The 25230-nt window shown below is 64.5% G+C and carries 24 protein-coding genes and 1 pseudogene; 10 read left to right on the top strand and 15 right to left on the bottom strand.

All coding sequences use genetic code 11. The features are described 5' to 3' along the window. Positions 1–112 precede the first annotated feature (112 nt). Complete coding sequence (locus ACWMMN_RS37655) at positions 113–1420, top strand: cation:proton antiporter (RefSeq protein WP_059234126.1); 1308 nt, start codon at positions 113–115, stop codon at positions 1418–1420. 109 nt (positions 1421–1529) lie between these two features. Here ACWMMN_RS37655 and ACWMMN_RS37650 read toward each other — a convergent pair whose 3' ends face one another. From ACWMMN_RS37650 to ACWMMN_RS37635, 4 genes are all read right to left on the bottom strand, one after another. Further along, positions 1530–1688, bottom strand: coding sequence for a DUF3309 family protein (locus tag ACWMMN_RS37650; RefSeq protein ID WP_089448652.1), 159 nt, complete (start codon positions 1686–1688; stop codon positions 1530–1532). A gap of 15 nt (positions 1689–1703) precedes the next feature. Further along, on the bottom strand, positions 1704–1904 hold the full coding sequence (locus ACWMMN_RS37645; RefSeq protein WP_059234127.1) for a hypothetical protein: 201 nt from the start codon (positions 1902–1904) through the stop codon (positions 1704–1706). A 208-nt stretch (positions 1905–2112) separates the two neighbouring features. Further along, complete coding sequence (locus ACWMMN_RS37640) at positions 2113–2259, bottom strand: DUF3096 domain-containing protein (protein ID WP_006413561.1); 147 nt, start codon at positions 2257–2259, stop codon at positions 2113–2115. A 306-nt stretch (positions 2260–2565) separates the two neighbouring features. Beyond that, positions 2566–2916 (bottom strand): hypothetical protein, encoded by a 351-nt coding sequence (locus ACWMMN_RS37635; RefSeq protein WP_174993880.1) that lies wholly within the window; start codon positions 2914–2916, stop codon positions 2566–2568. Between ACWMMN_RS37635 and ACWMMN_RS37630 the strand changes: the two genes are divergently transcribed. After that, positions 2843–3019, top strand: coding sequence for a CsbD family protein (locus tag ACWMMN_RS37630; RefSeq protein ID WP_059236743.1), 177 nt, complete (start codon positions 2843–2845; stop codon positions 3017–3019). The two genes, ACWMMN_RS37635 and ACWMMN_RS37630, sit on opposite strands and share 74 nt — an antisense overlap. Positions 3020–3140: 121 nt before the next feature. Here the strand turns inward: ACWMMN_RS37630 and ACWMMN_RS37625 are convergent, their stop codons facing one another. Next, a complete protein-coding gene (locus tag ACWMMN_RS37625; RefSeq protein WP_059234128.1) occupies positions 3141–3467 on the bottom strand; it encodes a hypothetical protein in 327 nt (108 codons plus the stop codon). Between the two features lie 58 nt (positions 3468–3525). Further along, the gene (locus ACWMMN_RS37620) at positions 3526–3720 is read right to left on the bottom strand and encodes a hypothetical protein (protein WP_034196223.1); all 195 of its coding nucleotides are present in this window, start codon (positions 3718–3720) and stop codon (positions 3526–3528) included. Positions 3721–3983: 263 nt separating this feature from the next. Between ACWMMN_RS37620 and ACWMMN_RS37615 the strand changes: the two genes are divergently transcribed. Continuing rightward, on the top strand, positions 3984–4256 hold the full coding sequence (locus ACWMMN_RS37615; RefSeq protein WP_006413577.1) for a hypothetical protein: 273 nt from the start codon (positions 3984–3986) through the stop codon (positions 4254–4256). Positions 4257–4323: 67 nt separating this feature from the next. Beyond that, a complete protein-coding gene (locus ACWMMN_RS37610) occupies positions 4324–4503 on the top strand; it encodes a hypothetical protein (protein WP_059234129.1) in 180 nt (59 codons plus the stop codon). Positions 4504–4567: 64 nt separating this feature from the next. On the opposite strand, the gene ACWMMN_RS37605 is transcribed toward ACWMMN_RS37610, so the two are convergent. Then, a complete protein-coding gene (locus tag ACWMMN_RS37605) occupies positions 4568–5749 on the bottom strand; it encodes a DesA family fatty acid desaturase (RefSeq protein ID WP_174993917.1) in 1182 nt (393 codons plus the stop codon). A gap of 91 nt (positions 5750–5840) precedes the next feature. After that, positions 5841–5981 carry a glycine zipper 2TM domain-containing protein gene (locus ACWMMN_RS37600; RefSeq protein ID WP_233633598.1) on the bottom strand — a complete coding sequence of 47 codons (141 nt, stop codon included), beginning with the start codon at positions 5979–5981 and terminating at the stop codon, positions 5841–5843. 503 nt (positions 5982–6484) lie between these two features. Here ACWMMN_RS37600 and ACWMMN_RS37595 point away from each other — a divergent pair. Together ACWMMN_RS37595 and ACWMMN_RS37590 are read left to right on the top strand one after the other, a co-directional pair. After that, entirely contained in the window at positions 6485–7204 is a 720-nt protein-coding gene (locus ACWMMN_RS37595) for a Crp/Fnr family transcriptional regulator (RefSeq protein ID WP_011548853.1), read from the top strand. 140 nt (positions 7205–7344) lie between these two features. Further along, on the top strand, positions 7345–7548 hold the full coding sequence (locus ACWMMN_RS37590) for a hypothetical protein (RefSeq protein WP_006413539.1): 204 nt from the start codon (positions 7345–7347) through the stop codon (positions 7546–7548). Between the two features lie 174 nt (positions 7549–7722). Here ACWMMN_RS37590 and ACWMMN_RS37585 read toward each other — a convergent pair. From ACWMMN_RS37585 to ACWMMN_RS37570, 4 genes and pseudogenes are all read right to left on the bottom strand, one after another. Next, a pseudogene (locus ACWMMN_RS37585) lies at positions 7723–8069 on the bottom strand (transposase); the annotation flags it as partial. Positions 8070–8309: 240 nt separating this feature from the next. Further along, positions 8310–8627: a hypothetical protein gene (locus ACWMMN_RS37580; protein WP_226153369.1), complete on the bottom strand. Its 318-nt coding sequence runs from the start codon at positions 8625–8627 to the stop codon at positions 8310–8312. Beyond that, the gene (locus ACWMMN_RS37575; RefSeq protein ID WP_127479540.1) at positions 8624–8995 is read right to left on the bottom strand and encodes a hypothetical protein; all 372 of its coding nucleotides are present in this window, start codon (positions 8993–8995) and stop codon (positions 8624–8626) included. The genes ACWMMN_RS37580 and ACWMMN_RS37575 overlap by 4 nt, the downstream gene beginning before the upstream one ends. A 189-nt stretch (positions 8996–9184) precedes the next feature. Beyond that, entirely contained in the window at positions 9185–9526 is a 342-nt protein-coding gene (locus tag ACWMMN_RS37570; protein WP_486424536.1) for a hypothetical protein, read from the bottom strand. A 107-nt stretch (positions 9527–9633) separates the two neighbouring features. On the opposite strand from ACWMMN_RS37570, the gene ACWMMN_RS37565 reads away from it, so the two are divergent. Further along, positions 9634–10728, top strand: coding sequence for a helix-turn-helix domain-containing protein (locus ACWMMN_RS37565; protein WP_486424535.1), 1095 nt, complete (start codon positions 9634–9636; stop codon positions 10726–10728). A 123-nt stretch (positions 10729–10851) separates the two neighbouring features. Here ACWMMN_RS37565 and ACWMMN_RS37560 read toward each other — a convergent pair whose 3' ends face one another. The 3 genes from ACWMMN_RS37560 to ACWMMN_RS37550 all read right to left on the bottom strand — a co-directional run bounded on the left by ACWMMN_RS37560 (position 10852) and on the right by ACWMMN_RS37550 (position 20393). Then, positions 10852–11070, bottom strand: a complete 219-nt coding sequence (locus ACWMMN_RS37560; RefSeq protein ID WP_041489507.1) for a glycine zipper 2TM domain-containing protein — start codon at positions 11068–11070, stop codon at positions 10852–10854. Positions 11071–11232: 162 nt separating this feature from the next. Then, a complete protein-coding gene (locus ACWMMN_RS37555; protein ID WP_486424534.1) occupies positions 11233–19878 on the bottom strand; it encodes a GH36-type glycosyl hydrolase domain-containing protein in 8646 nt (2881 codons plus the stop codon). 62 nt (positions 19879–19940) lie between these two features. After that, complete coding sequence (locus tag ACWMMN_RS37550) at positions 19941–20393, bottom strand: type II toxin-antitoxin system HicB family antitoxin (protein WP_059234133.1); 453 nt, start codon at positions 20391–20393, stop codon at positions 19941–19943. 327 nt (positions 20394–20720) lie between these two features. Between ACWMMN_RS37550 and ACWMMN_RS37545 the strand changes: the two genes are divergently transcribed. From ACWMMN_RS37545 to tnpC, 3 genes are all read left to right on the top strand, one after another. Continuing rightward, on the top strand, positions 20721–21593 hold the full coding sequence (locus tag ACWMMN_RS37545) for a slipin family protein (RefSeq protein WP_027792660.1): 873 nt from the start codon (positions 20721–20723) through the stop codon (positions 21591–21593). 157 nt (positions 21594–21750) lie between these two features. Continuing rightward, on the top strand, positions 21751–24747 hold the full coding sequence (locus ACWMMN_RS37540) for a Tn3 family transposase (protein ID WP_486424533.1): 2997 nt from the start codon (positions 21751–21753) through the stop codon (positions 24745–24747). Continuing rightward, the gene (gene tnpC / locus ACWMMN_RS37535; protein WP_338641522.1) at positions 24744–25109 is read left to right on the top strand and encodes a Tn3 family transposase post-transcriptional regulator TnpC; all 366 of its coding nucleotides are present in this window, start codon (positions 24744–24746) and stop codon (positions 25107–25109) included. The genes ACWMMN_RS37540 and tnpC overlap by 4 nt, the downstream gene beginning before the upstream one ends. Positions 25110–25230 lie beyond the last annotated feature (121 nt).

Below are 25230 nucleotides of genomic sequence, written 5' to 3'. Positions count from 1 at the left end.
CCCGTCCGGCGCGAGCCGTCCCGTGCGTGCCGCGCACCACCTCCACGACGCCGCATGGCGACCTGCGGCCGACACGCGGCGAGCGCAACGTGATCCACGCGAGGTATGCAAAGTGACCGAAACGATCGGATGCCTCATCTTCGGAGCCCTGCTGATTTTCATGGGACTCATCGGATCGTCGCTCAAGCGCCTGCCGCTGAGTGCGGCCATGGTGTATCTCGGGATCGGCTTTCTGGTCGGACCGGCCGGCACCGGCTTCCTGTCGCTGACATTGCCGGACGACGTCACGAACTTGCGCATTGCTGCCGAAATCGGCTTGCTGATCTCGTTGTTCGCGATCGGCCTGAGGCTGCGTGTCCCGCCCGCCGATCCCCGCTGGATGCTGCCGCTGCGGCTCGGCGTCGTCGCGATGATCTTCACCGTCGCGTCGATTGCCGCTCTCGGCGTGTTGGTGCTGCATTTGAGTCTCGGCGTCGCGGTACTGCTAGGCGCGATGATCGCGCCGACCGACCCCGTGCTCGCTCATGACGTCGGCGTGCGCGACGCGGGTGACGTCGAGCAGGTGCGTTTTTCGTTGTCCGGCGAAGGCGGAATCAACGACGGCACGGCCTACCCGTGCGCGGTACTCGGCCTGCTTTTGTGCGGTTCCGGCACGACGTCGGCGCTTCACTGGAGCATGGTTGGCAATATTGCATGGGGCATCACGTCCGGTGCGGGCGCAGGCTGGCTGCTCGGCTTCGTCACGGCCCGGCTCGTCGCATTCCTGCGCAGCCGTCACGGCCAGGCGCTCGGCCTCGAAGGGTTCTTCGCGCTCGGCCTGATCATGCTGTCGTACGGTGTGGCGCTCGCCATTCATGGCTACGGGTTCCTGGCCGTGTTCGCGGCGGGCGTCGCGATGCGGCGCGTCGAACATCGAACGAGCGGCCAGAAGACGTCGAAGGAGACGGTCGGCGTCGTGAACAGCGAGGATGTCGAAGCCACCGCCACCGATCCCGACAAAGCCCATGCATTCGTCGCGGAATCGGTCATGGGATTCACGATCGAGCTTGAACACATCGTCGAAGCCGTCCTGATCCTGCTGATCGGCGCGCTCGTCTCACGGTATTGGCTCGACATGCTCACCTGGACTGTCGCGGCCGTTGTCGCGACACTGCTGTTCGTCATCCGGCCGGCCGCCATCCAGCTCGCGCTGATCGGCTCCCGGGCGTCGCACCACCAGCGCCGGCTGATCAGCTGGTTCGGCATTCGCGGCGTGGGTTCCCTGTATTACCTGACGCTGGCCATCGAGCAAGGGCCGCGTGCGCAACTGTTGCCGCTGGTTCCGTGGGTACTGGCCATCATCGCCATGTCGATCGTGCTGCACGGCATTTCAGCCGCGCCGCTGATGCGTCGTTATGCGCGAGACCCAGGACGGGCATAGTGACGCGATGCGTGGGCGGGTCCAACGGTTTGGAGCGATGCCACACCCGACACTCAAGGTGCCGGGCGACAGTCCTTCCATGAACTTGCAGCGTCGATGATGTCCCGCGTCACAGCCTGCCCAGCAGCATCAGGATGAGTAACACGACCAATACCAGGCCCAGCAATCCGCTTGGACCATAACCCCAGCCGTTGCTGTAGCGCCAGGTCGGGATCACCCCGACCATCAGCAGCACGACAACGATCAGTAGAAGCAGTCCCAGCGACATGTCGTCTCTCCTCAATCAATCCGGCCGGTCATGCCGCGATGCGTCCGCATCGATGGCCTCGCCGAATGCAATCGAAACGATGTTTCCGTCGATACGCTCCCGTGCGATTCCACGTCGACGCGCACACGCGCCGTTCGTCGCCGGTCGCGTCGAAATTCGCGGCGCCGCATCTCGAATGCCGGAGTTCCCCGGACGAAAGTCGTCCCGCTTCTTCATGCAGGGCTCGTGCGCGATGCACCCGGTTCGGGACGTGCATCGGCTCTTTCGATATCAAGGTAGGCGGACGCTGGCGTGGAGTCTGTCCGGCAACGTACCGGACGCACGGCACCGCGCGACCGATCGACCTGTCGACACCGACGAGCCGACGATCGTGGGTACCGCCTGCGAGGTTCGTCACCTGCTTTTTCGGGTGGCGGGGCCCGGTTCAGTGGAGATGCCCTCCGAACAAACCGAGCAACCCGATGACGATCAGGTAGATCGCAACGATGTAATTCAACAGCCGTGGCACGACGAGAATCAGAATGCCGGCGATCAGCGAAACCAGTGGGCCCGCGCTCGTGAGGATGTGCATATGCCCTCCGCAAGATTGACAACGACAGATGGATACGAATCCGCGCTGCCTCCGATGCTCGTTACAGCGACTTGAGCCAGGTGACACGCGGGCTCTTGGCGGTCGTGCAAGAGCGCGCAAGGAGCGAGCCGACGCCGGCGGCGGTGATGTGGCATTCGTCGATCTGGCGGCCGCTCGCGTCGGATGTGCCGGTCGTCGTGCATCCCTGCACCACGACGCGGATAGCAAGACGCGATCCCGGCGTACCTCATGTAAGTGTTCGTCGCTGTATGATTCGCCTCAGGCTGTGCGTGGATATCCCCGACGCTACACACTGGCGAACGTGAATGCGGTACGAAAGCGTACCAAGCATGTAAAAACAGACAACCACCCTTCGTAGCGATCGACCCGGGAGCCGCCCGCATACACCTGCTCGCGTGGCGGTGCCGGTTCACGTACGGCATCGTACCGACTTCCATCACGAATGCGCTCAACCTGTATTCCGGCATCCTGATTGTCGCGCGCCAAAGCACCCGGTACGACGCTTCGATGGTTCAGGATTTCGCACCGGTGAAACAAGCGATCCATGTCAAGGAACAAGATGATGAACAGGGACCAGATGAGAGGCCGCATCGCGGAAGCGAAGGGCAAACTGAAGGAAATGGTCGGCAGAATCATGGGGAATCGATCGACCAGGATGCAGGGCAAGGTCGAACAGGTCGTCGGAAAGACGCAAGCGTCATTCGGTGACGCGAAAGAGCAACTCAGGAAGCGGTCGTAGGATGCTCACGCGAACGGTTCGGTTCTGTCGCACCGCGCGATCGGGCAACGTGACGCGAATTCACCGGATGTTGACGGCGCGTGCAGGCAACATCCGGCACTACCCGCCTCCCGACCGACCTTCACGATACCGCAATGCGTCGAGGGTGGTCGCTGTGCACGTCGGCAAGCGGCTTGTGCTGCGCGTCTCCCACGCCGGGAAAGAACGCGTCCCGGACACCTTTCGCCGAGGTCGCATCCACTGCAAGCGTCTCCTGGTCGCTCGACTTGGCCGGATCGGAACACAAGCCTCGCCAGCGCATAAAGGTGAGCATCGGCTTTTCCGTCCATTCGCCGTCGCCGAACTTCGCAAACGCCGTGTCTCCGCTCACCAGTCGAACCTCATACCATCCGTCGCGCACAGGCGCATATTGGTCCAGCGTAAACCATCGTGTAGATGGGATTTTCATCGTTGCCTCATGGGTCCATGGATCGTTGTACAGGACAAACCCGGTCGACGCGTGCGCGCTAATCGGCGCACCGATTCAGCCACAGCCGGCCTGCGGCGGTCATGTTGATCGAACCGCCGGTGCGCGACTCGTATGCAAGCCCGTGAGTCAACAGTTCATCGGCTATGACGCGTGGAATATCGGCTTGTGAATCGGGAATCCGATCAAGCGATTTGAGGGTCTCGACGACCTCGGGTGAAAGTGGGATGCACATGGCGGCCTCCTCGGTATTGACTTCATGTTGAACCGAACGACACGCGCGGGTCTGTACGGTATCGACTATTTGGACGCAGGTTTTGCGGCACCTCGCTGACGCCCGATGATCAACCTGAATCGACAATATGATTCGGTATCCGATATTTTGTATTGCGCAACCGGTTTCGAACGCGCACACTACAGAGACCTGCCGGTTCGTTGTCAAGGCATCGGCGCCCTCGAATCCTTCGGCGCCAACGGTTGCTCTGTCAGGAGCACATCATGACCATTCCCACTCTCGAATATCGCGGCCGTGAACTCCGCGTCTATTCACAAATGCTTTTCCCGCCGTTCGGCGATCCCCACGCCCCCGGTCCGAAACGCTTCGGTTCAATCGTACGCATCGACACGATTCCGTCGACCTCGGCAACGGCGCCGCGTTACTCGACCATTTTCGAGCATGGCGCTCCGCAAACGGCGGCGCTCGCCCTCGATCTGGCGATGCAATTCGGCAAGGACATCGTCGACGGCAGAATCGCCCCTACGGCGATCTGATCCATCCGCCGCATCGGACTCGATGCGGCGTCTCGCGACGCGAGCACATCTCACTCAGGAGCGATCCATGAAATATTACTCAAGCACCTCGATCGACCGGCGCGATGACGCAACCCGGCAAAAACAGCGGGACGATCTCGCGCGTGCCGACGTCGAACGCGCCGAAAAGCGCATCCGTCAGGATGCCGGCATCAACTCCAATGCGAGCAAGTGGCGTTATTTGCGCCCCGACAATCGGGCGAGATGAGCGACGGATGCGCCACGCGCCGTGGCACACCGGTCCCGCACCGCAGGTCGCGGGCGGGCCGGGATCACGCATACCGGCGCAGGTGTATCGAGAATTCGGCGATCGCGTCGATGCCGCTCTGCTCCGCGCAGCGGCACCAATCCTGTAACTGAGCCAGCAATTGCTCGTGCGACGCGTGTGGCCACGTCCATAGCTCGAGCAACGCGTCGTACATATCCGCATACACGCGTATTCGCCGGTTGGCATTGGGGCTCGTCAGCACGCGCAGGTCGGGCTTGTTCCGATGGCCCCAGGCCTGGCGCAGCCAGCGTTTCATGCCGAGCGCGAACGCGCGTTTGTCGTCTCGACTCATGTCCTCGACGCGGCGCAGTTCCCGCCGGCAGGCGGACTCGAGCGTGCGCGCAAAGGCGGCCATCACCGCATGCAGGTTGCGGATGACCGCTTGCAGCGTCGCGTCGTCGGCGACTGCCTTGACCGGGAGCAGGCGCGGCTGCGTTGCGACTCGCCGAACGGTCGCCAGCCGCAATGCCGCCAGCAGGCGGATGTACGCCCAGCCGATATCGAACTCGAACCAGCGATTCGACAGCCTGGCGGACGTCACGTACGCGTGATGATTGTTGTGCAGCTCTTCGCCGCCGATCAGGATGCCCAGCGGGAAAAGGTTGGTACTCGCATCGGGTGTCGCGAAATTCCGATAGCCGCTGAAATGGCCTAAGCCATTGATCACGCCACCGGCCCAGAACGGAATCCATATCATCTGGATCGCCCACGCCGCCACGCCGGGCAACCCGAACAGCCCGACGTCGATCACGACCAGCAGCCCGACGCCGAGATTCGGATAGCGGGCATAGACGTGGCGTTCGAGCCAGTCGTCCGGCGTCCCCGATCCGTATCTGCGCGCCGTTTCCTCGTTCCGCACTTCCGCACGGTACAGTTCCGCGCCGCGCAGCAGCACGGTCGCGAGGCCGCGGGTTCGCGGGCTATGCGGATCGTCCGGGGTCTCGCTCCGCGCGTGATGCTTGCGATGCACCGCGACCCATTGCGAGGTCAGCATGCCGGTCGTCAACCACAGCCAGAACCGGAAGAAGTGACTGATGCACGGGTGCAGATCCAGCGCCCGGTGCGCCTGGCAGCGGTGCAGGTACACGGTCACGCTGATGATGGTGACATGCGTGAGCACGAACACGACCCACGCAAGCTGCAACCAGGACAGCCTCAGTTCGCCGTTCAGAAGAAATGCCGACATTCCGTTCGCACTCCGCGCCACACTGGTATCCGCGCACGCTTCGCCGTGACGACGCGTGCGCGTGCCGATTCCCTGCCCTTCGACGAGCCTCCTATTTCCCGACCTGATTGCCGACAACCCCTCCGACGACGGCACCGCCAACGGTGCCCAACGCACTGCCGCCCGTCAGGACCGCACCGGCGACGCCGCCGACACCAGCCCCGATCACGGTATCCGTTCCGCGGTGGGACATGTCGCCGCAACCCGCCAGTACGATCATCGTTATGGTGACTATCGCCGTCCCGACCGGCACGGAATGTAGCTTTCTCGTGATCATCTCCTCGGGTCGCCGCTACGCTGTCCGATCCCGCACGGCGCGCGGCCCCCCCTGGGCTGACGTCCCGATGAAATTCGAGACGTCGAATCACGATGGGGGGTAATTCGCGCGAAGTCCGTCCGCTAACGTACCGGACTGGATGCCGGCCGACCGTCTCACGGAAGCGCCGCTTGCACCGCGCCCGGCGCCAAAGCCGGCGTTGACCTGACTTCCTTGTAGTCGACATCGCGCGGCGAACAGCTCCCTGAGCCTTGCCGATCACGGCCGTCCCTGGCTCGTCAGGAAATCGGGCTTATTTTCAGCTACCGTACCGTCAAGCTGCGAACGACGAGATACGATAGTGAATCCCGCTCACTCCCCGCTGCGCTCGAAGCGACCAGACAACGCCATCGCGCCAGATGCGAGCCTAGGAACCACGCATGCCAGACATCCCCCCCATCACTGAAAATCACCTGCTTGCCGCACTGCCGGAGAACGAGCTTGCACGCATCATCCCGAACCTGACGATCGTCGACATGCCGCTCGGGAAAGTGCTGTACGAATCGGGCGGCCAGCTTCATCACGTCTATTTTCCGACCACGACGATCGTGTCGCTGCTGTACGTGATGGAGGATGGCTCGTCTGCGGAAATCGCGATCGTCGGGCATGAGGGCATGATCGGCGTGTCGCTGTTCATGGGTGGTGAAACGACGCCGAGTCGCGCCGTCGTGCAAAGCGCTGGGCAGGCCTACCGGCTCGACGCGAGCGTCCTGAAAGAAGAATTCCGGCGCGGCAACTCGATGCAGCGTCTGTTGTTGCGCTATACGCAGGCGCTCATCACGCAGATGGCGCAGACCGCGGTATGCAACCGTCATCACTCGATCGATCAGCAGCTGTGTCGCTGGCTGCTGCTCAGCCTCGACCGTCTGCCATCGAACCAGTTGCGCATGACGCAGGAGCTGATCGCCAACATGCTGGGCGTGCGCAGGTCGGGCGTGACGGAAGCGGCATTGAAACTGCAGGACGCTGGCCTCATCCGCTACAACTACGGCCATATCGAGGTGCTGGACCGACCCGGGCTCGAAAAGCGTGTGTGCGAATGCTACAGCGTGGTCAAACGCGAATTCGATCGCCTGCTTCCTGACCTGAAGCGGCTCTAGGAATCCGTCAGCAACGGCGCTGGCCGACACTGCGCGGCATCGTACCGACTTCTTCGTCCGGCCCGGTCATCCTGTATTCGACACGCGTGCGTCGTCGATGCCGATACGCCCGCGCAAGGCGAATTCACGGGAGCAGGCAGATGAACGACCGCAAGCAGAAAGACGACGCTGTCGGGCAGCAACGCCGTAAATACGAGCAGGACAATGCAACGGACGACGGTATGCCCGCCGCGCCCGAAGTGCCGACGCATACGTGCCCGACCGAGCAAGAACGATTGCGGACCGCGAAGCAACGGATCGCCGATTCGAGAAAGCGCTGGGGTATGGCCTATCCGCCGAATTGAGCACGCACTGTGATCATGATACGGCGTTGCTCCCGACACAGGCGGAGCATGACATTCGCGCTCCGCGTTGTCGTGCGCGCGTCCCGCAGGCTACGTCGCCGACGTTCCGGCATCGGGCCTACTGGCACAGGCGGATCAAGAATTCGGCAATGGCCTTGATCCGCGCTGTTCCGTTCGGGTCACGATTCCATGCCAGTAGCCCTGCAAACGTCCGGCGAACTTTTGCAGGGCGGCCATCCCGCTTTCCCGAGCCTGTTCGAATCATTGCCTCCCAAGCCTTTTTCGCCCAGGCCGGCTTGCGGTAGAACTTTGCCGCGACGCGATACAGATCAATGATGATTTCTGCTTGCGGGCACTGTGCCTTGATCCCCAGCTCATAGGCCGTAGTCATGTCGATGGTGACCGTTTCGATGCGCGCGGCGATGCCTTCAGGCAACTGTTCGATGCAGGTTCGAAACGTGTCGCGCGAGCCATCCATCCCCCCCAACCCACAGCACTCACCGGCCAATCGGATCGGCCATTCCCCACGCTTTAACCAATAACTCGCCCAGCAACCCGGCGCCTGAAGTGCCTAGGGTCGAGTAATTATCTTTCCCGCTCCCTTTAAGGTCAGGCGTCAGATTACGCAATCGCCCTCAAGCCCTCCACGATTTTCCGCGAAGCATCTTGATGAAGGGCGGTAAAGTGATCGAGAAAGATTGCCTTTTCAAGTTCGATTGAAGGCGGCATCGTACGGATGCCCTGCCCGCTAGACGCGCCGGTCACACTAACTTGCGGAAGATGGCGTCGAATTTGTTTCTGGAAAAGCAACGGCCGGAAAGTTCATCCGCGAACCGGTTATCCTGGAACCACTGGATCAAGCAGTGCCACTGGCGCATCGATTCGACGGCGATCATGCGATAGGGAACCCCGGAGTCATTCCGGACGGCGATCTGCATGCGGGGAAGCGACGCCCACAGGCGGACGGTCTCGATCGAAAGCCCCGCCACGATTTCCGCGTCGAACGTCGCGAGGCTCGCGCCGGCGAGGATGCGGCTTTTCGTGGCGACGAGCGGCAGCACGGCCTGGTCGGGGATCACGCCGGCGACATCCGATGGCGATGCGAGCAGACCCTCATCACAAGCCAGTGCCGTTCGTTTACAACGAAAGGCGTGCCCTCGGTCCAGCACACGATGACGTAACCGTTCGAATGCGCGAGGTATCGCAGGCGTCTGCCGCTACCGCCATCCACGCGATCCCTGCAATCGAATGCTGGTTTCCTGACGGTAGTGGGCAAATCGTCGGGATTGAGTCTGTCGTGCACAACGGCAAATGTGCCCTTTTCCAGAATGAGGGCCGCACGCTCGCCATTCGCCCGACAGCGCTTCAATTCGGCGAGCGCCAGTCCGGCCAGACTCTGCGGACCGAACGTCTGCGCCAGTCGGGCAGCCAGTGCTTCGATATTCATGTCGCCGCTCCCCCAGCAATCGCTTAGCCACCCTTCGATGGATGGCTTAATCATCATCAATCGGTATGCCGATCGATCCGTCTGAGTGCTTGAGCAGTCTAGTATCGTGCGAACAATTCTTCTGTCCGCTACCGTGCCCGGGATTTGCCGCCGAGCGCAGCACGCGGCCGCGCGGCGTGGAATAGCCGGTCAACAGATTGCGGGCGGTGCAGCCGGTTCAGGTGGGCTGCCGTCGGGCTCATCAACGAGCATCCGGAGAATTTGCTGCAGTTGCCGCGCGCATCGGCGAGCATCCTCGGGGGCATTTGCATCGATCGCCTCGAGCAGGCTAACGAATGCAATGAGGAAGGAATCGGAGACGGGCGTCTCACGCGCATGCTCGCGCAGATAAGCGCTATAATTGAAAACGCGCTGGATGAATTCGATCTGGTGAGCGGCAAATTCGTCATCGCCCACGGAAGGTGGCACAACGGCGAGAACACTGTCGGACAACGAAGGAGGAAGACGGATGTAAGACGGGCGATCACTCATGCGGATCTCGTGAAACGCACGAGCGCGGCGTGAATGCCCGAAGCACGGACGCTGTTTCACGACGGAAGGCGCCTATGCTATAAGTGTCTCTAGGATTTGACATACCAATGCTCATCGTATTTTTTCATCGACCAGGCGTGGTGTCAAATCAATTTGACACCAAACTTAACTATCGATCGATGCGATTTGATTGGAGCAAGCTGTTCGACGAACTGAAGCGCGAGGGGCAGTTCGGCAGCGATGCGCAACTGGCCGACAGCCTGGGGCTTACGCGCGCGCAAATCTCGGCATGGCGCACCGGCAAAAGCGATCTCGGCATCCTGACCAAGATCAAGATCCTCGATGCACTGGGTCACGACACGTTGCGTACGTCGCTGTCGAGCTTGCTGCCCGAGAAAAACCGGGAAACACAGGCAGCACAGCATGCAAAGCTTCTTGCGCGCATCGACCGAATCCGATCGGGAGTAGGCGTCGTGCCCGCAGAGCGGGACGACGCGGCCGACTCGCCCGTAGTAGCGAACAATCTTCTCGGCGAATTGCCCATGGACGAGCGCAAGCGCATCGAGCCCCATCTGTCGTGGGTCGCGCTGCCGCTCGGGCATGTGGTGTATGAACCGGGCGATCACCTGAGCCACGTCTACCTGCCGACGACGGCGATCATTTCGATGCTGTACGTGATGGAAAACGGTTCGTCCGCGGAAATTGCCGTGGTCGGACGCGACGGGCTGCTTGGCGTCGCGCTGTTCATGGGCGGTGAAACGATGCCGAACCGGGCCATCGTCCAGAGCGCGGGCGAAGCGTTCCGCCTGAGCGGACAGATCGTGAAAGAGGAATTCGCGCGCGGCGGTGCATTGCAGCGCGTGTTTCTGCGCTACACGCAGGCGCTCATCACCCAGATGGCGCAGACGGCCGTGTGCAATCGCCATCACTCGATCGCGCAGCAATTCTGCCGTTGGCTGCTGCTGAGCCTTGACCGGCTGGATTCGCGCAACGTGCGGATGACGCAGGAACTGATTGCCGACATGCTCGGCGTGCGCAGAGCCAGCGTGACGGAAACCGCAAAACGGCTTCAGGAAGAAGGCATCATCCGTTATTCGCGCGGATTGATTGAAGTCGTCGATCGCAGCGCCCTCGAGCGGCGCGTGTGCGAATGCTACATGGTAGTCAAGAGGGAAAGCGACCGGCTGCTGTCGCAAAAGTAGGTACTGCCTGGGCTGCGTCCCGCCATCGACATAACACGGATGCCTGCCGAACACGTTTCTCAGCCAGTCGATGTCCATGCTGTCCCAATTGCCCATGTACCGGGTCTTCCGAAAACGCCCGATCTATTTCCCGACCTGATTGCCGACCACCCCGCCGACGGCCGCGCCGCCCACCGTGCCCAATGCACTGCCGCCCGTCAGTACCGCGCCGGCGACGCCGCCGACACCCGCCCCGATCACGGTGTCCGTTCCACGGTGAGACATCCCACCGCAACCTGCCAACACGACAATCGTCATGGTGACTATCGCCATCTCGAGTGCCACGGAATCTAGCTTTCTCATGATCATCTCCTTTGGGGTGCCGCGGCGCCGTCTGATCCGGCACGGCGTACGGAGGCCCATGCGCTGACATCTCGATGAAATTCGGGACATCGGTTCATGATGGCCGGTCGATCGCGCGCAGTCCGTCCGCTAACGTACCGGAGCGGATGCCGATCTGCCGCGTCACAGAAGCACCGCTTGCGCCGCCCCCAGCGTCACGACCACGCTGTGGCGGCGACCGTCGTCCACGAGCCGCACCTCCGCTTCGCCGGCGGCGAGCCGCACGCCATCGACCACGAGGCGGGACACGCCGCCGCTGGCGCCGCCCGGATTCTCGACGACGATGTCGTAGTGCGACGTGCCGTGACGCAGCGTGGCCCTAAAGCCCGGCCAGGACAGCGGGATGCACGGTTGAATGGACAGCATGTCGCCATGCCTGCGCAGACCGAGCACGCCTTCGACGCCCGCGCGATAGAGCCAGCCGGCCGAGCCGGTGTACCACGTCCAGCCGCCGCGGCCGACATGCGGCGCGACGGAATATACGTCGGCCGCGACCACGTACGGCTCGACCCGATAGCGATTCGCCCCGCTGCGCGTGCGGCTGCGATTGACCGGATTGAGCAGCGCGAACAGATTCGCGGCGCGATCGCCGTCGCCCATTTGCGCGAACGCGAGCACCGACCACGTGGCCGCATGCGTGTACTGGCCGCCGTTCTCCCGGATGCCCGGCGGATAGCCCTTGACATAACCGGGATCGACCGACGAACGATCGAACGGCGGTGCGAACAGCAGGGCCAGGCCATCGTCGCGGCGGATCAACTGCGCTTCCAGCGCGTCCATTGCCTGAGCGGCGCGCATCGGGTCCGCCGCGCGCGACAGCACGCTCCACGACTGCGCGATCGCGTCGATCGAGCATTCGGCGTTGCCGGCCGAGCCGAGCGGCGTACCGTCGTCGAAGTAGCCGCGCCGATACCATGCGCCGTCCCATCCCGCATCGGCAAGCGCATCGCGCAACGCGGCGGCACGCGTCGACCAGCGCGCCGCCAGGTCGGCCGAGCCGCGCGCCGCGGCGAGCGGGGCGAACGCCGTGAGCGTCGCATGCAGAAACCACCCGAGCCAGACACTTTCACCCCGCCCGGCTTCGCCGACCCGGTTCATGCCGTCGTTCCAGTCGCCCGTGCCGATCAGCGGCAGGCCATGCTCGCCGACCTGCGCGAGACTGGCCTCCAGTCCGCGCACGCAATGCTCGAACAGCGACGCGCTCGTTTCCGAGATGCGCGGGATAAAGAACGCGTCCTGCTCGTCGGCGGCCAGCGGCCGTCCGTCGATGAACGGGATCGATACATCGAGAATCGCGCGGTCGCCGCTGACGTCGACGTAGTGCGCAACCGCATGCGCGAGCCAGACGCGGTCGTCGGAGATCCGTGTGCGTACGCCGCTGCCGCTTTCCGGCAGCCACCAGTGCTGCATGTCGCCTTCCGGAAACTGGCGCGCCGCCGCCCGCAGCAGATGCTCGCGCGCCAGGGCCGGGCGGGCGATGGCGAGCGCCATGCCGTCCTGCAACTGGTCGCGAAAGCCGTACGCGCCGCTCGCCTGATAGAAGCCCGCACGCGCCCAGATCCGGCAAGACAGCGTCTGGTACAGCAGCCAGCGGTTCAGCATCAGATCCATCGCGCGGTCCGGTGTCTCGACCTGGATCGCGCCGAGCGTCTCGTCCCAGAACGCCGTCACGGCGGCGAATATCGCGTCGAGATCCGCCTGACGGTAATGCGCGATCAACTGTCGCGCCGCTGCCGCGTCGGCGCCCTCGCCGAGCAGCAAGACGATTTCGATGCTGCCGCCGGGTTCGAGATCGACCGTGGTCTGCAACGCGGCACACGGGTCGAGCCCGGCGCCGACGCGGCCCGACAACGGCGACGCGCCGGCCCTGCCCGGAAAACCGGCGGGATCGCTCAGGACGCCATTGCGGCCGATGAACTCGCGCCGGTCCGCGCTCCACGAGGTTTGCAGGCCGCATAAATCGGCGAACGCCACCCTGCCGCGATACACCTGACTCCAGTCGTTGCGGGCAAACAGCGCTCCGGTCGGCTGATCGATCTCGCTCGCGGTGTGCGGCGCCGCGACGCTGCGCGACGCACCCAGCGCCCACTCCGCATAGGTTGCGACGGACAGCCGGCGAGTCCGGTCGGACAGGTTGCGCAAGGTCAGGCGGGAAATCTTGACAGGATCGGCCAGGGGCACGAACTGCAGCAACTCGACGGCGACGTCGGCGGCGGAATGCGCAAACCGGCTGTAGCCCTGGCCATGACTCGCCACGAAAGCGGTCGCGCCCGGCGCGTCGTCGCCGATCGAGGCCGCTTGCGGCCCCCAGCGCACGCCAGTCTCGTCGTCGCGGATGTAGAACACTTCGCTCGGCGGATCGGTGACCGGGTCGTTCGACCACGGCGTCAGCGGATGCTCGCGGCTGTTCGTCACCCAGGTATAGCCGCCCCCCTCCGCCGACGTCAGGAAGCCGCACGAGGGATTCGCGACGACGTTGACCCACGGCATCGGCGTGCATTGACCGGGCTGCAGGATCACGACGTATTCGCGGCCGCCACGCGCGAAACCGCCGATTCCGTTGAAGTACTCGAGACCGGCGCCGGCCTGCGCGCCCTTCGGCGGCGCAATCGTGGGCGGCGGCAGCGGCGCGCGCGCGGGATCCGGTCGCGTGGGCAGCGGTGAACCCGCGAGGCGCCGCAACTGGTCCACCAGCCGGCCGTTGCGCGCGGCGAGCACGGCGCGCGCGACCGCCGGAAACAGCGCGCGCGCCGCGGCCGCCATCAGATCCTCGCGCAGCACGAAAATACTGCCGCGCCCGGCTTCGTCCGGCTGCTGCCGGGTCCGCACCAGCCCCTCGAGCGCCGCCTGCAAATCCTGCACGTACGACGCCGCGCGCTCGTTGATGATGACCAGATCGACCTCGAGCCGCTTCATCCGCCAGTACTCGTGCGCGCGGATCAGCTGCCGCACCATCGCGATGTGCTCGATGTCGTCGATCCGCACCAGCAGGATCGGCAGATCGCCCGATACGCCATGGGTCCATAGCGGCGCCGCGCCCACGCCGCCCGCCGCGGACACCGCCGCCGCATGGCGTATCAGCGCGGCGGACCCCGGCCGCATCGACGCATCGCTGTAGAGCATGTATCCGGCCAGTTGCTGGAACAACGCGGCCTCGTCGAGGCTCACCGCGCTATGCCGCAGCTGCACCTGCGCCTGGGTCCACGCGAGCATCGCCGCCCGCGCGAACGATTCGCCGTCGCGATGCTTGTCGACCAGGTCGAGCAGCTGCGCGCGCGAATCCGCGACGATGGTCCAATAGACGATGCTCGCCTTCGCGCCCGGCTCGATGCGCAGCCGCTGCCGCAGCGTGAACGCCGCGTCCAGTACCGCGCCTTCGCAAGCGCCCAGCGCACGCTGTTCGGTCAGCGCAAGCGGCAGGCGAACGCTGCGCCCGCGTCCGATGACGCGCAATCGATCGGTGTCGAATTCTTCCGCGCCGACGGTTTCGCCGGAGGTCACGGCCAGATGCGCGGCCCAAACTTCCGCCTCGTTCGGCGCGCGCTTGCGCCGCGTCGCCAGAATCGCGCCGGACGCCGGCACGTACTCGGTTTCAATGAACAGTTTCGAGAATGCGGGATGGGCATGATCGGCGGCGGGCGGAGCGAGCACGATTTCCGCGTAGGACGTGAATTCGATCACGCGTGGCCGGGAGCCGGTATTGGCCACCGACACCCGCCGCACTTCCGCATCGTCCTCGGCAGATACCACTACCTCAAGCGACGTCGTCAAGGTGCCGTCGCGGCGCACGAACTCGGCGCGATCTTCGGTGAACGTCACTTCGTAGCTGTCCGGCACCACGCCGGTGGGTTGCCACGTGGCCGACCAGACCTCGCCGCTCTCGGCGTCGCGCAGATACAGATAGCTACCCCAATCGTCGCGCGTCGCGTCTTCCCGCCAGCGCGTGACGGCCAGATCGTCGCGGCGGCTGTAGCCGGAGCCTGCGGCCGTGAGCATCACGGCGTAGCGGCCGTTGGACAGCAGATGCGTGACGGGCGCGGGATCGTCCGCCGACAGCAGGCGCCGTGCAACGCCGGCGTCGACGCCATGCATCCTGCCGGCGGGGCTCGCGTCGATCCGCGGCCGCCCTGCCGCGACCCGGCCCGGCACCCGTTCCTGCAACAGCAGCTCGGTGGCGCGCACGGCCGGCTCGCCATGGAAGAAGGCGCGAATGCGCCCGCCCAGCAGTGCATTGGCGATCGACACGATCGACATGCCCTGGTGATGCGCCATGAATGCCCGCACGATCGCAACTGGCATGCCTTCCGGCACGCGCGCGGGCGTGTAGTCGAGCGCTTCGTAGAAGCCGAAGCGCCCGCACGCGCCGGCTGCACGCAACCGCTCGAAGTTGCGCGCGGCGGCGTCCGGCGCGACCATCGCCGCGAGCGCGGTCGCATAGGGCGCGACCACCAGGTTCTGGTCGAGATCGCGCTTGAGCCCCAACTCCGGCACGCCGAAGCTCGAATACTGATAGGTCAGCTCGATGTCGCGCGTGTTGTACGCCGATTCGGACATGCCCCACGGCAGGCGCAGCCCGTCGCCGTAGGCGATCTGGCGACGCACCACCAGCTGATTGGTGCGCGCGAGCAGGCTGCTGTCCGGCGCACGCATCACGAGCGACGGCATCAGGTATTCGAACATCGATCCCGACCACGAGATCAGCGCCGCGCCGTGCCCGATCGGCGTCGCCAGGCGGCCGAGCCGGAACCAGTGCCGCGCCGGGACATCACCCTTCGCGATCGCGACGAAACTCGCGAGGCGCGCCTCCGATGCCAGCAGATCGTAGTTGCCCGGATCGAGCCGTCCGTCGGCCACCGCGTAACCGATCGACAGCAGATTGCGCACCGGGTCGAGCAGAAAGCCGAACTCCATCGCATAGGCCATCTGCAACGCGGTATCGGCCAGCGCATGCAGGCGCTTGTTCAGCACGTCCGCTTCGTCCGGCGTGCGCGTCGCGTCGCGGCAATGCCCCTGCACCGCGTGCTCCAGCGCCTGCGCCCAAAACAGCACGTCGTCGACGTCGCCGCCCCGCACCCCGCCGACCTCGTCCGTCAGCGCGCGCGCGACATCGGCGACCGTCGCGGTGAGGATCGTGATCCCGGACCATTCCGGCGCGGCGGGGCCGTCCGGGGCGCCGACTTCCCGGGCCGGCGCGGCGAGCGTCTCATCCAGCTCGGTCGCGGCCCGCTCGAATTCGCCGTGCAAGGTCGTCCGGGCATCGCCATCGCGGCACACTGCCTTGCGCAACAGCGCGAGCGTGTCACCGATCCCTTCGTACGCGGCCTGCCACCCCACACCGGCGGGCTGATTCGCCCAGGCCCGGCAACCGTTGCCGAGGGCGATCAGGTGGCCGGCAAGATTGCCGCTGTCGACCGACGACACGTACTTCGGCTCGAGGGGCCGCAGGTCGCGCGTGTCGTACCAGTTATAAAAGTGGCCGCGATAGCGTGACATCAGCCGCATCGTCGCGACGGTCGCCTCCAGCCGCGACACCGCGTCCAGCGTACCGAGCCAGCCAAACTCGCGGGCGCTGACGGCGGACAGCAGGTACAACCCGATGTTGGTGGGCGAAGTCCGGTGCGCGACGACGGGCTTCGGGTCCTCCTGGAAATTGTCCAGCGGCAGCATCTGATCGTCCGCCGTCACGAACGTCTCGAAAAAACGCCAGGTCAGGCGCGCGTCGCGCCGCAGTTGACGCGCATCGTGCGGAGTCACCGCCAGCTCGCCCGCCGACCGTGGTGCGCGGCTCAGCCAATACGCGATCGCCGGCGCGGCAAGCCAGACGAGTACGAACGGCACGGCCAGCCAGCCCGTATGACGATCGAAGCGCCAGCCCGCCATCAGGCTGGCAGCCGCGACAAGCAGCGCGAGCGTCACGCCGCCGCGCATTTGCAGATAGGTGGGCGCGAGGGTCCGCCGGTCGCGCGCACCCGCTGCGGCCGCCGTGGTCCATTCGAGCAGATGGCGACGGCTGATCGCCACACGAAACAGCGTACGCGCGATCGCGTCGCCCATCGACCACGCCTGCTGCGGCAACATGACGATCGACAGGCCGAACCGCGTCAACGCGAACCGCAACTCCATCGACCATGCATGGAGCACGCTGCGCGTGGTCATCTTCACGTGCGTGCGCCGCCAGCGCGGCACCAGCCCGCTCAATACAGGCAACAGGAACGGCAGCGCGATCGTCACCAGCACGAAGGCGCTCCAGGCGAGCGATACGGGGAGCGGCAGCATCCATCCGGCCAGTAGCGCGACCAGCATGGCGGGCGCCGTGAGTGTGCGGCGCAGGTTGTCCAGCATCTTCCAGCGGCCGACCGCCGTCAACGGTTCGTGGCCGAACAGCAACCAGGGCAGGAGCTGCCAGTCGCCGCGCGCCCATCGGTGCAGGCGGCTCGCGGCGACGTCGTAGCGGGACGGCGACGCTTCGACAACCTCGATATCCGACGCCAGTCCGGCCCGCGCGAAAATACCTTCGAACAGATCGTGACTGAGCACCGCGTTCTCCGGCACGCGACCGGCGAGCACCGCCTCGAACGCATCGACGTCGTAGATGCCCTTGCCCGCATAGGAGCCTTCGTCGAACAGATCCTGATAGACATCCGATACGGCCGACACGTAAGGATCGATGCCGTGCGCGCTCGACGACACGCGCTGGAACAGCGAACCCTCGTCGCCGCTCGCGAGCGACGACGTGACGCGCGGCTGAAGGACGCCGTAGCCGCCGACGATGCGCCGGCTTGCCGAATCGAATACCGGCCGGTTGAGCGGGTGCGCCATCTTGCCGACCAGGCGGCGCACGGTATCGCGCAGCAACCGCGTATCGGCATCGAGCGTGATCACGTAGCGCACGTCCGGCGGCACGTGCGGCGTCCGGCCGGCCGCCGCGATGAACGTCGTGTCCGATGCGCCGCGCAGCAACCGGTTCAGCTCGTGCAGCTTGCCGCGCTTGCGCTCCCAGCCCATCCAGCACCGTTCGCCATCGTTCCATACGCGCTTGCGGTGCAGCAGCAGGAAGCGCTCGCCTTCGCCCGGCGCAGCCGGATAAAGGCGATTCAACCGGTCGATGCCCTCCGTCGCGGATGCCAGCAGCCCGTCGTCGCTGTCGGCGTGCGGCGTGGACGCGTCCATCCAGTCGGAGAGCAAAGCGAAGTAAAGCGCGCCGTTGGGGCTCGCCAGATGATGAATTTCCAGTTGCTCGATCTGCTCGTCGAGCACAGCTTCCGTCGTCAGCAGCACCGGCACGGCGACCATCGTGCGCAGGTCCGGCGGAATGCCGTCGAGCAATGCGAGGCCTGGCAGGATCTTCGCGCCGACATCGCGCATCACGCCGCGATTGACGAGCGCGACCGCGGCATCCAGCGCGGGTAGCAGGCCGGCGACGCCGAGCCGGATCAGCCACTGACCGGGCGGCTCGATGCAAGCGAGCCATGCCAGCATGCCCGTCAGCAGCAGCGCGGCAATCAGCCCGATTCGACCGAGATACCCGCCGAGGCCGGCGTGGCGGGTGAGGCGCCGCAACCATAACGCAACGGGCGGCCGATAGCCGATCTCCGCTTCGAATGCGGCGCGGCCGTCCGCCAGCAGGTAGTAACCGGGGTCCGCCTCGCGGCCAGGCATCGCGCCGGCGGCCGGCGCGTGGCTCGGCCCCTGTGCCGCGGCATCGGAGACGACGCGACGGGCAATCTCGAGCTCGCTGACGGGCGCGCCGCGGGCAAGCGCCTCAACCGCGTCGCGATACAGATTGCGCGTGGGGAAATCCATCTCCGCGAAACCCGGGTGGCTGCGCAGCACCTGATCGACCAGACTGATGCGCTCGAACAACTCGGTCCAGTCCACCTCCGAAATCAGCCGCATGCTGGTGATCACGTTGCGCACGGTGAGGCTGGCGGCGCCCTGCTCGTGGTTGACGGAGGCGACGATCTGGTCCGGCGTCGCGCCGCGCGCTGCCAGGTGCCGATGCAGCCACGCCAGTGCCGGCGCGACGGCCGGATCGGGATCGTGCAGCCGCTGGATCAACTGCACCGCGAACGCATCGTGCGATACCACCTGCTCATAACGCGCGACGAGCGGCTCCGTCTCCGCCCGCGCCTGCCCGCGTTCGCCGAGCAGGCGATCCGCGAGCGCGTCGGCGTCGAGCCGCGCGCGCCGGTCGTCGATGATCTGATCCGCGAGCCGCCGCAGATTTTCGATCAGCACGATCCGCAGCGTGATCGCCACCGCCCATAGTTCGCCGATCGTCAGCGGTTCCACGGCCTGATAGGCAAGCATGAAACGGCATAGCGCGTCGGGATCGAAACGGCTGTCGGTATGGGCGACGAAGGCCCAGTTGATCTCGAGCACGCGCGGATAACCGGCGAACGGGCCGTTGCCGAGCTTGGGCAGTTGGCGGTAATAACGCGGGGAGAGATCGTCCCGGATCTGCCGCACCTGTTCCGCGACAAGATAGTAGTTGTCGAGCAGCCACTCCGCGGCAGGCATGATCTCTTCGCCGCGTGCGTCTGCGGCCGCCGTGTTCTGATAGGCCTTCAGCAGATGATCCGCATTGTCTTTCAGCCGTGTGGCGAGCGACGGGCCCGAGATCACGCCAGGCAACACCTTCTGCGCGCGAGCCAGGCTGCCCGCATGCTGCGCCAGTCGCTCCTCGCCGAAGAACTCCTCGCGAATCGGCCGGGAATTGCTCCATGGCGATGTCCGGCGTCGCGACACACGCGCAACGTGAATCTTCAAGGCGCTTCCTCCCCCATCGCCGCACCATCCGCAGCGGCTTCATGCCCGGCACGCCCGGGCCGTCAGGCCGCTTCCGACAGCGATTTCGCGATGGGTTCGCACCGCAACGCCCCGTGCTGCGCGGATCGGACGGCTGCGTTCTCGCACGCCAGCGACACGAAGGCATCGCGAGTCGTATGCAGCGCGTTCGCCGTCCGATCGATGTCGTGCACGATGCGCTTCGGCAAGCACAGCTCGATGCGCACGGAACTCGACGTCATCCGGCTCAGGTCGAGATCGATGAACCGCCAGATCCCGTCCCCGGCATCGACTTCCGACGCCTGCAATACCGATATGTCCGTGGTCGGTGGCGGAACGAGACGCGCGGAGCGGTCGTAGCGGGCCATGACCCGTTGCTCGGCGGCCGCTTGCAGCTCGCCATACGAGTCGCCCTCCACACCGACCTCGGGGAAATCCGGAAGCGCGCCGCGATAGCGGGGCTGCCCATGCTGCGTGATGTAGATCGGATATTTCATTAACGGCTCCCGGCTGAAGAACGTGACAAACGTCATCGTGCATCGCGGAGGCTCGTCGAGTCGGTACGCTGAAGAACAGTCTCCGGGAAGCGTTTCGTGGTGCGCTGCACGTCGTTCACACACCGGATCGCCCGATATTTCGTTATCCGGTCACGCAAGCGCAGCGCGCGCGATCGAGGTACGGCACCGTACCGATCGGCATGGCGATAGGGCGCACGCTCGCATCAGGGCCTCTGCCCCTGTTGCCAGAACGCCCCAGACGACCCGAGATGCAGTGCGCGTCATCGCTCATGCGCCAGGTTGTCGTCACCGAAACGGAGCGTCACCATGAATCCCATCACACTCGTGTTATCTGCCGCGTTCGTCCTCGCGGCATTCGCCATCGGCGCGTGGGGCCACCTGTATCTTGCGGCCCCCCTTTTCATCGTCGCGGTCCTGATCGCACTGTCCGTGCGGGTCGCCAACGTCTGGGAGAAGTTCGTGATCCTGCGGATTGGCAAGCTGCAAAGCGTCAAGGGTGCCGGTTTTTTCATGATCATTCCAATCCTGGACAATGTTGTCGCGATCATCGACGAACGCATTCAAACCACCGCCTTCAACGCCGAACAAGCGCTGACCAAGGACACCGTGCCCGTCAACGTCGACGCCGTGATTTTCTGGCACGTCCATGACGCGCAGAAAGCCGCGCTCGCCATCACCGACTACCGGCAGGCAATCGACCGCGTTGCGCAAACCTCGCTGCGGGAAATGATCGGGGCATCGATGCTGGCTGCCTTGTTGTCGGATCGCAAGGCGGCCGACATGCACCTGCGCGACGAGATCGGCAGAAAGACCGTGGATTGGGGCGTGACCGTCCGCTCGGTCGAGACCCGCGATGTTGCGATCCCAGTCGCGCTGCAGGATTCGATGTCGCGCCAGGCGCAAGCCGAGCGCGAAAAGCAGGCACGTGTGATCCTCGGCTCGGCGGAGGCCGAGATCGCGACCAAGTTCGTCGAAGCGGCGCAGGTCTACGAAAATCATCCAGGTGCGCTTCAGTTGCGAGCGATGAACATCATCTACGAAACGACGAAGGAACGCGGCGCGACGATCCTGATCCCCAGTGCGATGGTTGACAGCCTGAATCCCGTGCTCGCGCTTGCGATTGCCGGGTATGACGCGGCGGGCGCCGCGCCGGCGCCTGCGCTCAAGACAGCAGCGTGATCGCTAGCTCGTATTCGGGGTATGAACACGGTAAGCGTAAATTCCTATCATAAGCATTTTGGTAATAAAGAATCCCCTGTTTATTACGATATGGCACGGTAACGTCTGATTTTTCTTGCGCTAATCTATGCGGCCCGCTGCGATCCCGAGGATTCGCATGGCTACCATCGAACGCACTGCCTACCCGCGCTTTCCCGAGGTCCTGGCGCCCCGGGAACTGGAAGCCTGTTACACGCCGCTGCCCGACGAACTCGAATGGGCGCGCCGGTCTACGCGGGGCGAACGACCTCGATTGGGCCTGCTCGTGTTGCTGAAGGTCTTTCAGCAACTGCACTATTTCCCGTCGCTCGACAGCATCCCGGCCCCCGTCGTTGACCATGTGCGAGCGGTTGCCGACATCGGCGATGCCGTGCAATTCGGTTACGACACCGCGTCGTCCCCCACGCTGTTCCGGCATTACGCAACCGTTCGTGCTTATCTGGACGTGAATCCGTACTACGGCACCGACGCGAACGCGATTGCCACGCGCGCAGCGCACACGGCGTCGCTGACGATGGACCAGCCGGTCGACATCATCAACGCCACCATCGACGATCTGATCGCGCGCAATATCGAACTGCCGGCGTTCTCGACGCTCGATCGGCTGACCGAACAGATTCACGCCCGGGCGCAGTCCAGACTCTTCAAGCGCGTGACGCGACGCCTCACCGAAGAACAGAAGCTCGCGCTCGACAGGTTGCTCGCTCGCGATATGTCGAGCCGGCAGACCACGTACAACCGCATCAAGCGCCATGCAAAGCGTCCGTCCCGGCAGCACCTTGATCAACTGATTGACCAGATTGCCTGGCTCGACGAACTCGGCGATTTCTCACTGGCCCTCGCCGGCATTCCGGCTTCGAAGCTGCGTTCGCTCGCGCAACAGGCGATGGCGCTCGACGCATCGGCACTCAGGAACGACACGCTCCCCGAGAAGCGCTATACGTTGATTGTCGCGCTGCTCAATCGCATGCGCGTGCGCGCCCGCGACGATCTCGCCGACATGTTCGTGCGGCGAATGGGGGCGATCCACAAACGGGCGAGCGACGAGCTGGACGTGATCCAGCGCAAACAGCGGGACCAAGTCGAGGACCTTGTCGTGCTGCTCGACGGCGTGGCCGACATCCTGGCCGAGGAATCCGACGAGACTGCCATCGCCACGGCAATCCGGAAGCTGCTCGCGCCGAGAGGCGACCTGGAACCGCTGCGCGAGAGCTGCGCCGCGATTCGCGCATTCAGCGGCCGCAATTACCTGCCGCTGCTCTGGAAGCACTTCAAGGCGCATCGCTCGGCGATGATGCGCGTCGCGCGCGCCCTTGAATGGGATTCGACCAGTCCGGTTCGCACCCTCCTTGATGCCCTGGACGTCGTGCTGGAAAACGAGTCGCGGCATCGAGAGTGGATCGACGCCGACGTCGATCTGAGTTTCGCGGCAGCACGCTGGCGCAAGCTCGTGCGCCGCTCTCACGGCGACGGGGCACCGACCAACCGCCGTTTCCTTGAGCTCTGCGTGCTTTCATACATGGCGGAGGAATTGCGGGTTGGCGATCTGTGCGTGTCTGGCTCCGACGCCTACGCGGATTATCGCGACCACCTGCTGCCATGGCGCCAATGCGAGCAGCAGTTGCCGGATTATTGCGACAAGCTCGGCATGCCGACGAGCGGCAGCGATTTCGTACGGCACCTCCGGCAATGGTTGACGGACGCCGCCCGCAAACTTGACGAGGAGCTGCCGCGCAAGCGCGAACATGTCGTAATCGACCGCCACGGCGAGCCGATCCTGCGCAAAACGGTCGCGAAGGAGATCCCCGCGAGCGCGATCGCGCTGCAGGAGCGAATCAACACCCGCCTGCCCACGCGGAACATGCTGGACATCCTCGCGAACATCGAGCACTGGACGCACTTCACGCGGCATTTCGGACCATTGTCGGGCAGCGATCCCCAGATTCGCAAGGCCGCCGAGCGCTACCTGCTGACGATTTTCGCGATGGGCTGCAATCTTGGTCCGACGCAGGCGGCCCGCCATCTCGACTCGGACGTGACTGCGCACATGCTGTCGTTCGTCAACCGTCGGCATGTGAGCCTGGACAAGCTCGAAACCGCGCAGCGCGAGCTGATCGAGCTGTACCTGCGACTCGACCTGCCAAAGCATTGGGGCGACGGCAAGACCGTGGCGGCCGACGGCACGCAGTACGATTTTTACGACAACAACCTGCTGGCCGGTTACCACTTCCGGTACAAAAAGATGGGCGCGGTCGCCTATCGGCACGTCGCCGACAACTATATCGCGGTGTTCCAGCACTTCATCCCGCCGGGCGTTTGGGAAGCCATCTATGTAATCGAGGGGCTGCTGAAGGCCGGTCTGTCAGTCAAGGCCGATACGGTCCATGCCGACACGCAGGGCCAGTCGGCTGCCGTGTTCGCCTTCACGTACTTACTCGGGATCAACCTGATGCCGCGGATCCGAAACTGGAAGGATCTTGTCCTGTATCGGCCGGACAGCAAGGCCAAGTACAGGCACATCGACAAGCTGTTCACGTCGACCATCGACTGGGTGCTGATCGAGCAGCACTGGCAGGAGCTGATGCAGGTCGCACTGTCGATCCAGGCGGGGACGATATCGTCCCCGCTGCTGCTACGCCGACTCGGCTCCGAAAGCCGCAAGAACCGGCTGTACCTGGCCGCACGCGAGCTCGGCAACGTGGTGCGCACTGTGTACTTGCTCAAGTGGATCGGCAGCCTCGAGCTGCGGCAGAACGTCACTGCCAATACCAACAAGATCGAGTCGTACCACGGCTTCTCCAAGTGGTTGGGGTTCGGCGGCGACGTGATTGCCGAGAACGAGCCGGAGGAGCAGCAGAAGCGGCTACGCTACAACGACCTGGTTGCTTCGGCGGTGATCTTGCAGAACACGGTCGACATGATGCAGGCACTGCGGGAGATGGTCGCAAACGGCGAAAAGATCCGTGCCGAGGACATCGCATTCCTGAGCCCGTACCCGACGCACAACATCCGGCGCTTCGGACACTATAAACTGCACCTGGACCGTCGGCCGGAAGCCTGGATCAGGGATCCGCTGTTCGGCCACGCGACCCGTCACGCTCCATTCCGCCCATGACTGCACGCCCGGCCATTACCACCACCTATTTCGGCGACGTCGATACCGCCGCGCTCGCGCGCCTCGAATCGAGTTACGACACGACGCGCTTGTTGGCTGCCGTCGACATCGTCGATCGCCTCCGCGCGCAGCTACACGATCCCGAAGGGCTGCGTGATGATCTGCTGGAAATTCACAGCATGGCGCACGCGGTCTTGAACGACGCACCGTCGGTACCGTCGCGACACGAAGGCTCCTTTCCGGAGCAGGTGCTGGATGCGCTGGACCTGATCGACGAATTTATCGTCGAACTGACGCGGGTGAGAACGATCCTCGAGCCGCTCGAAGCGTTGTACCCGGACGAGGCGTTCGGCGAAGATTGAGTGTGTGTGGACGAAACGCTTGCAGGGATACTCGCGGGACTCAAATGACTCTGGGCACCCCGGATGGCGGCCGAAGCAGCGCCGCCTGCCGTGACTGGTGAGCCGAAACGGGAGACGACGG

Source organism: Burkholderia cepacia complex sp. TUM26381, from assembly GCF_057439935.1.
This window is presented reverse-complemented; position numbering and strand designations above follow the sequence as displayed.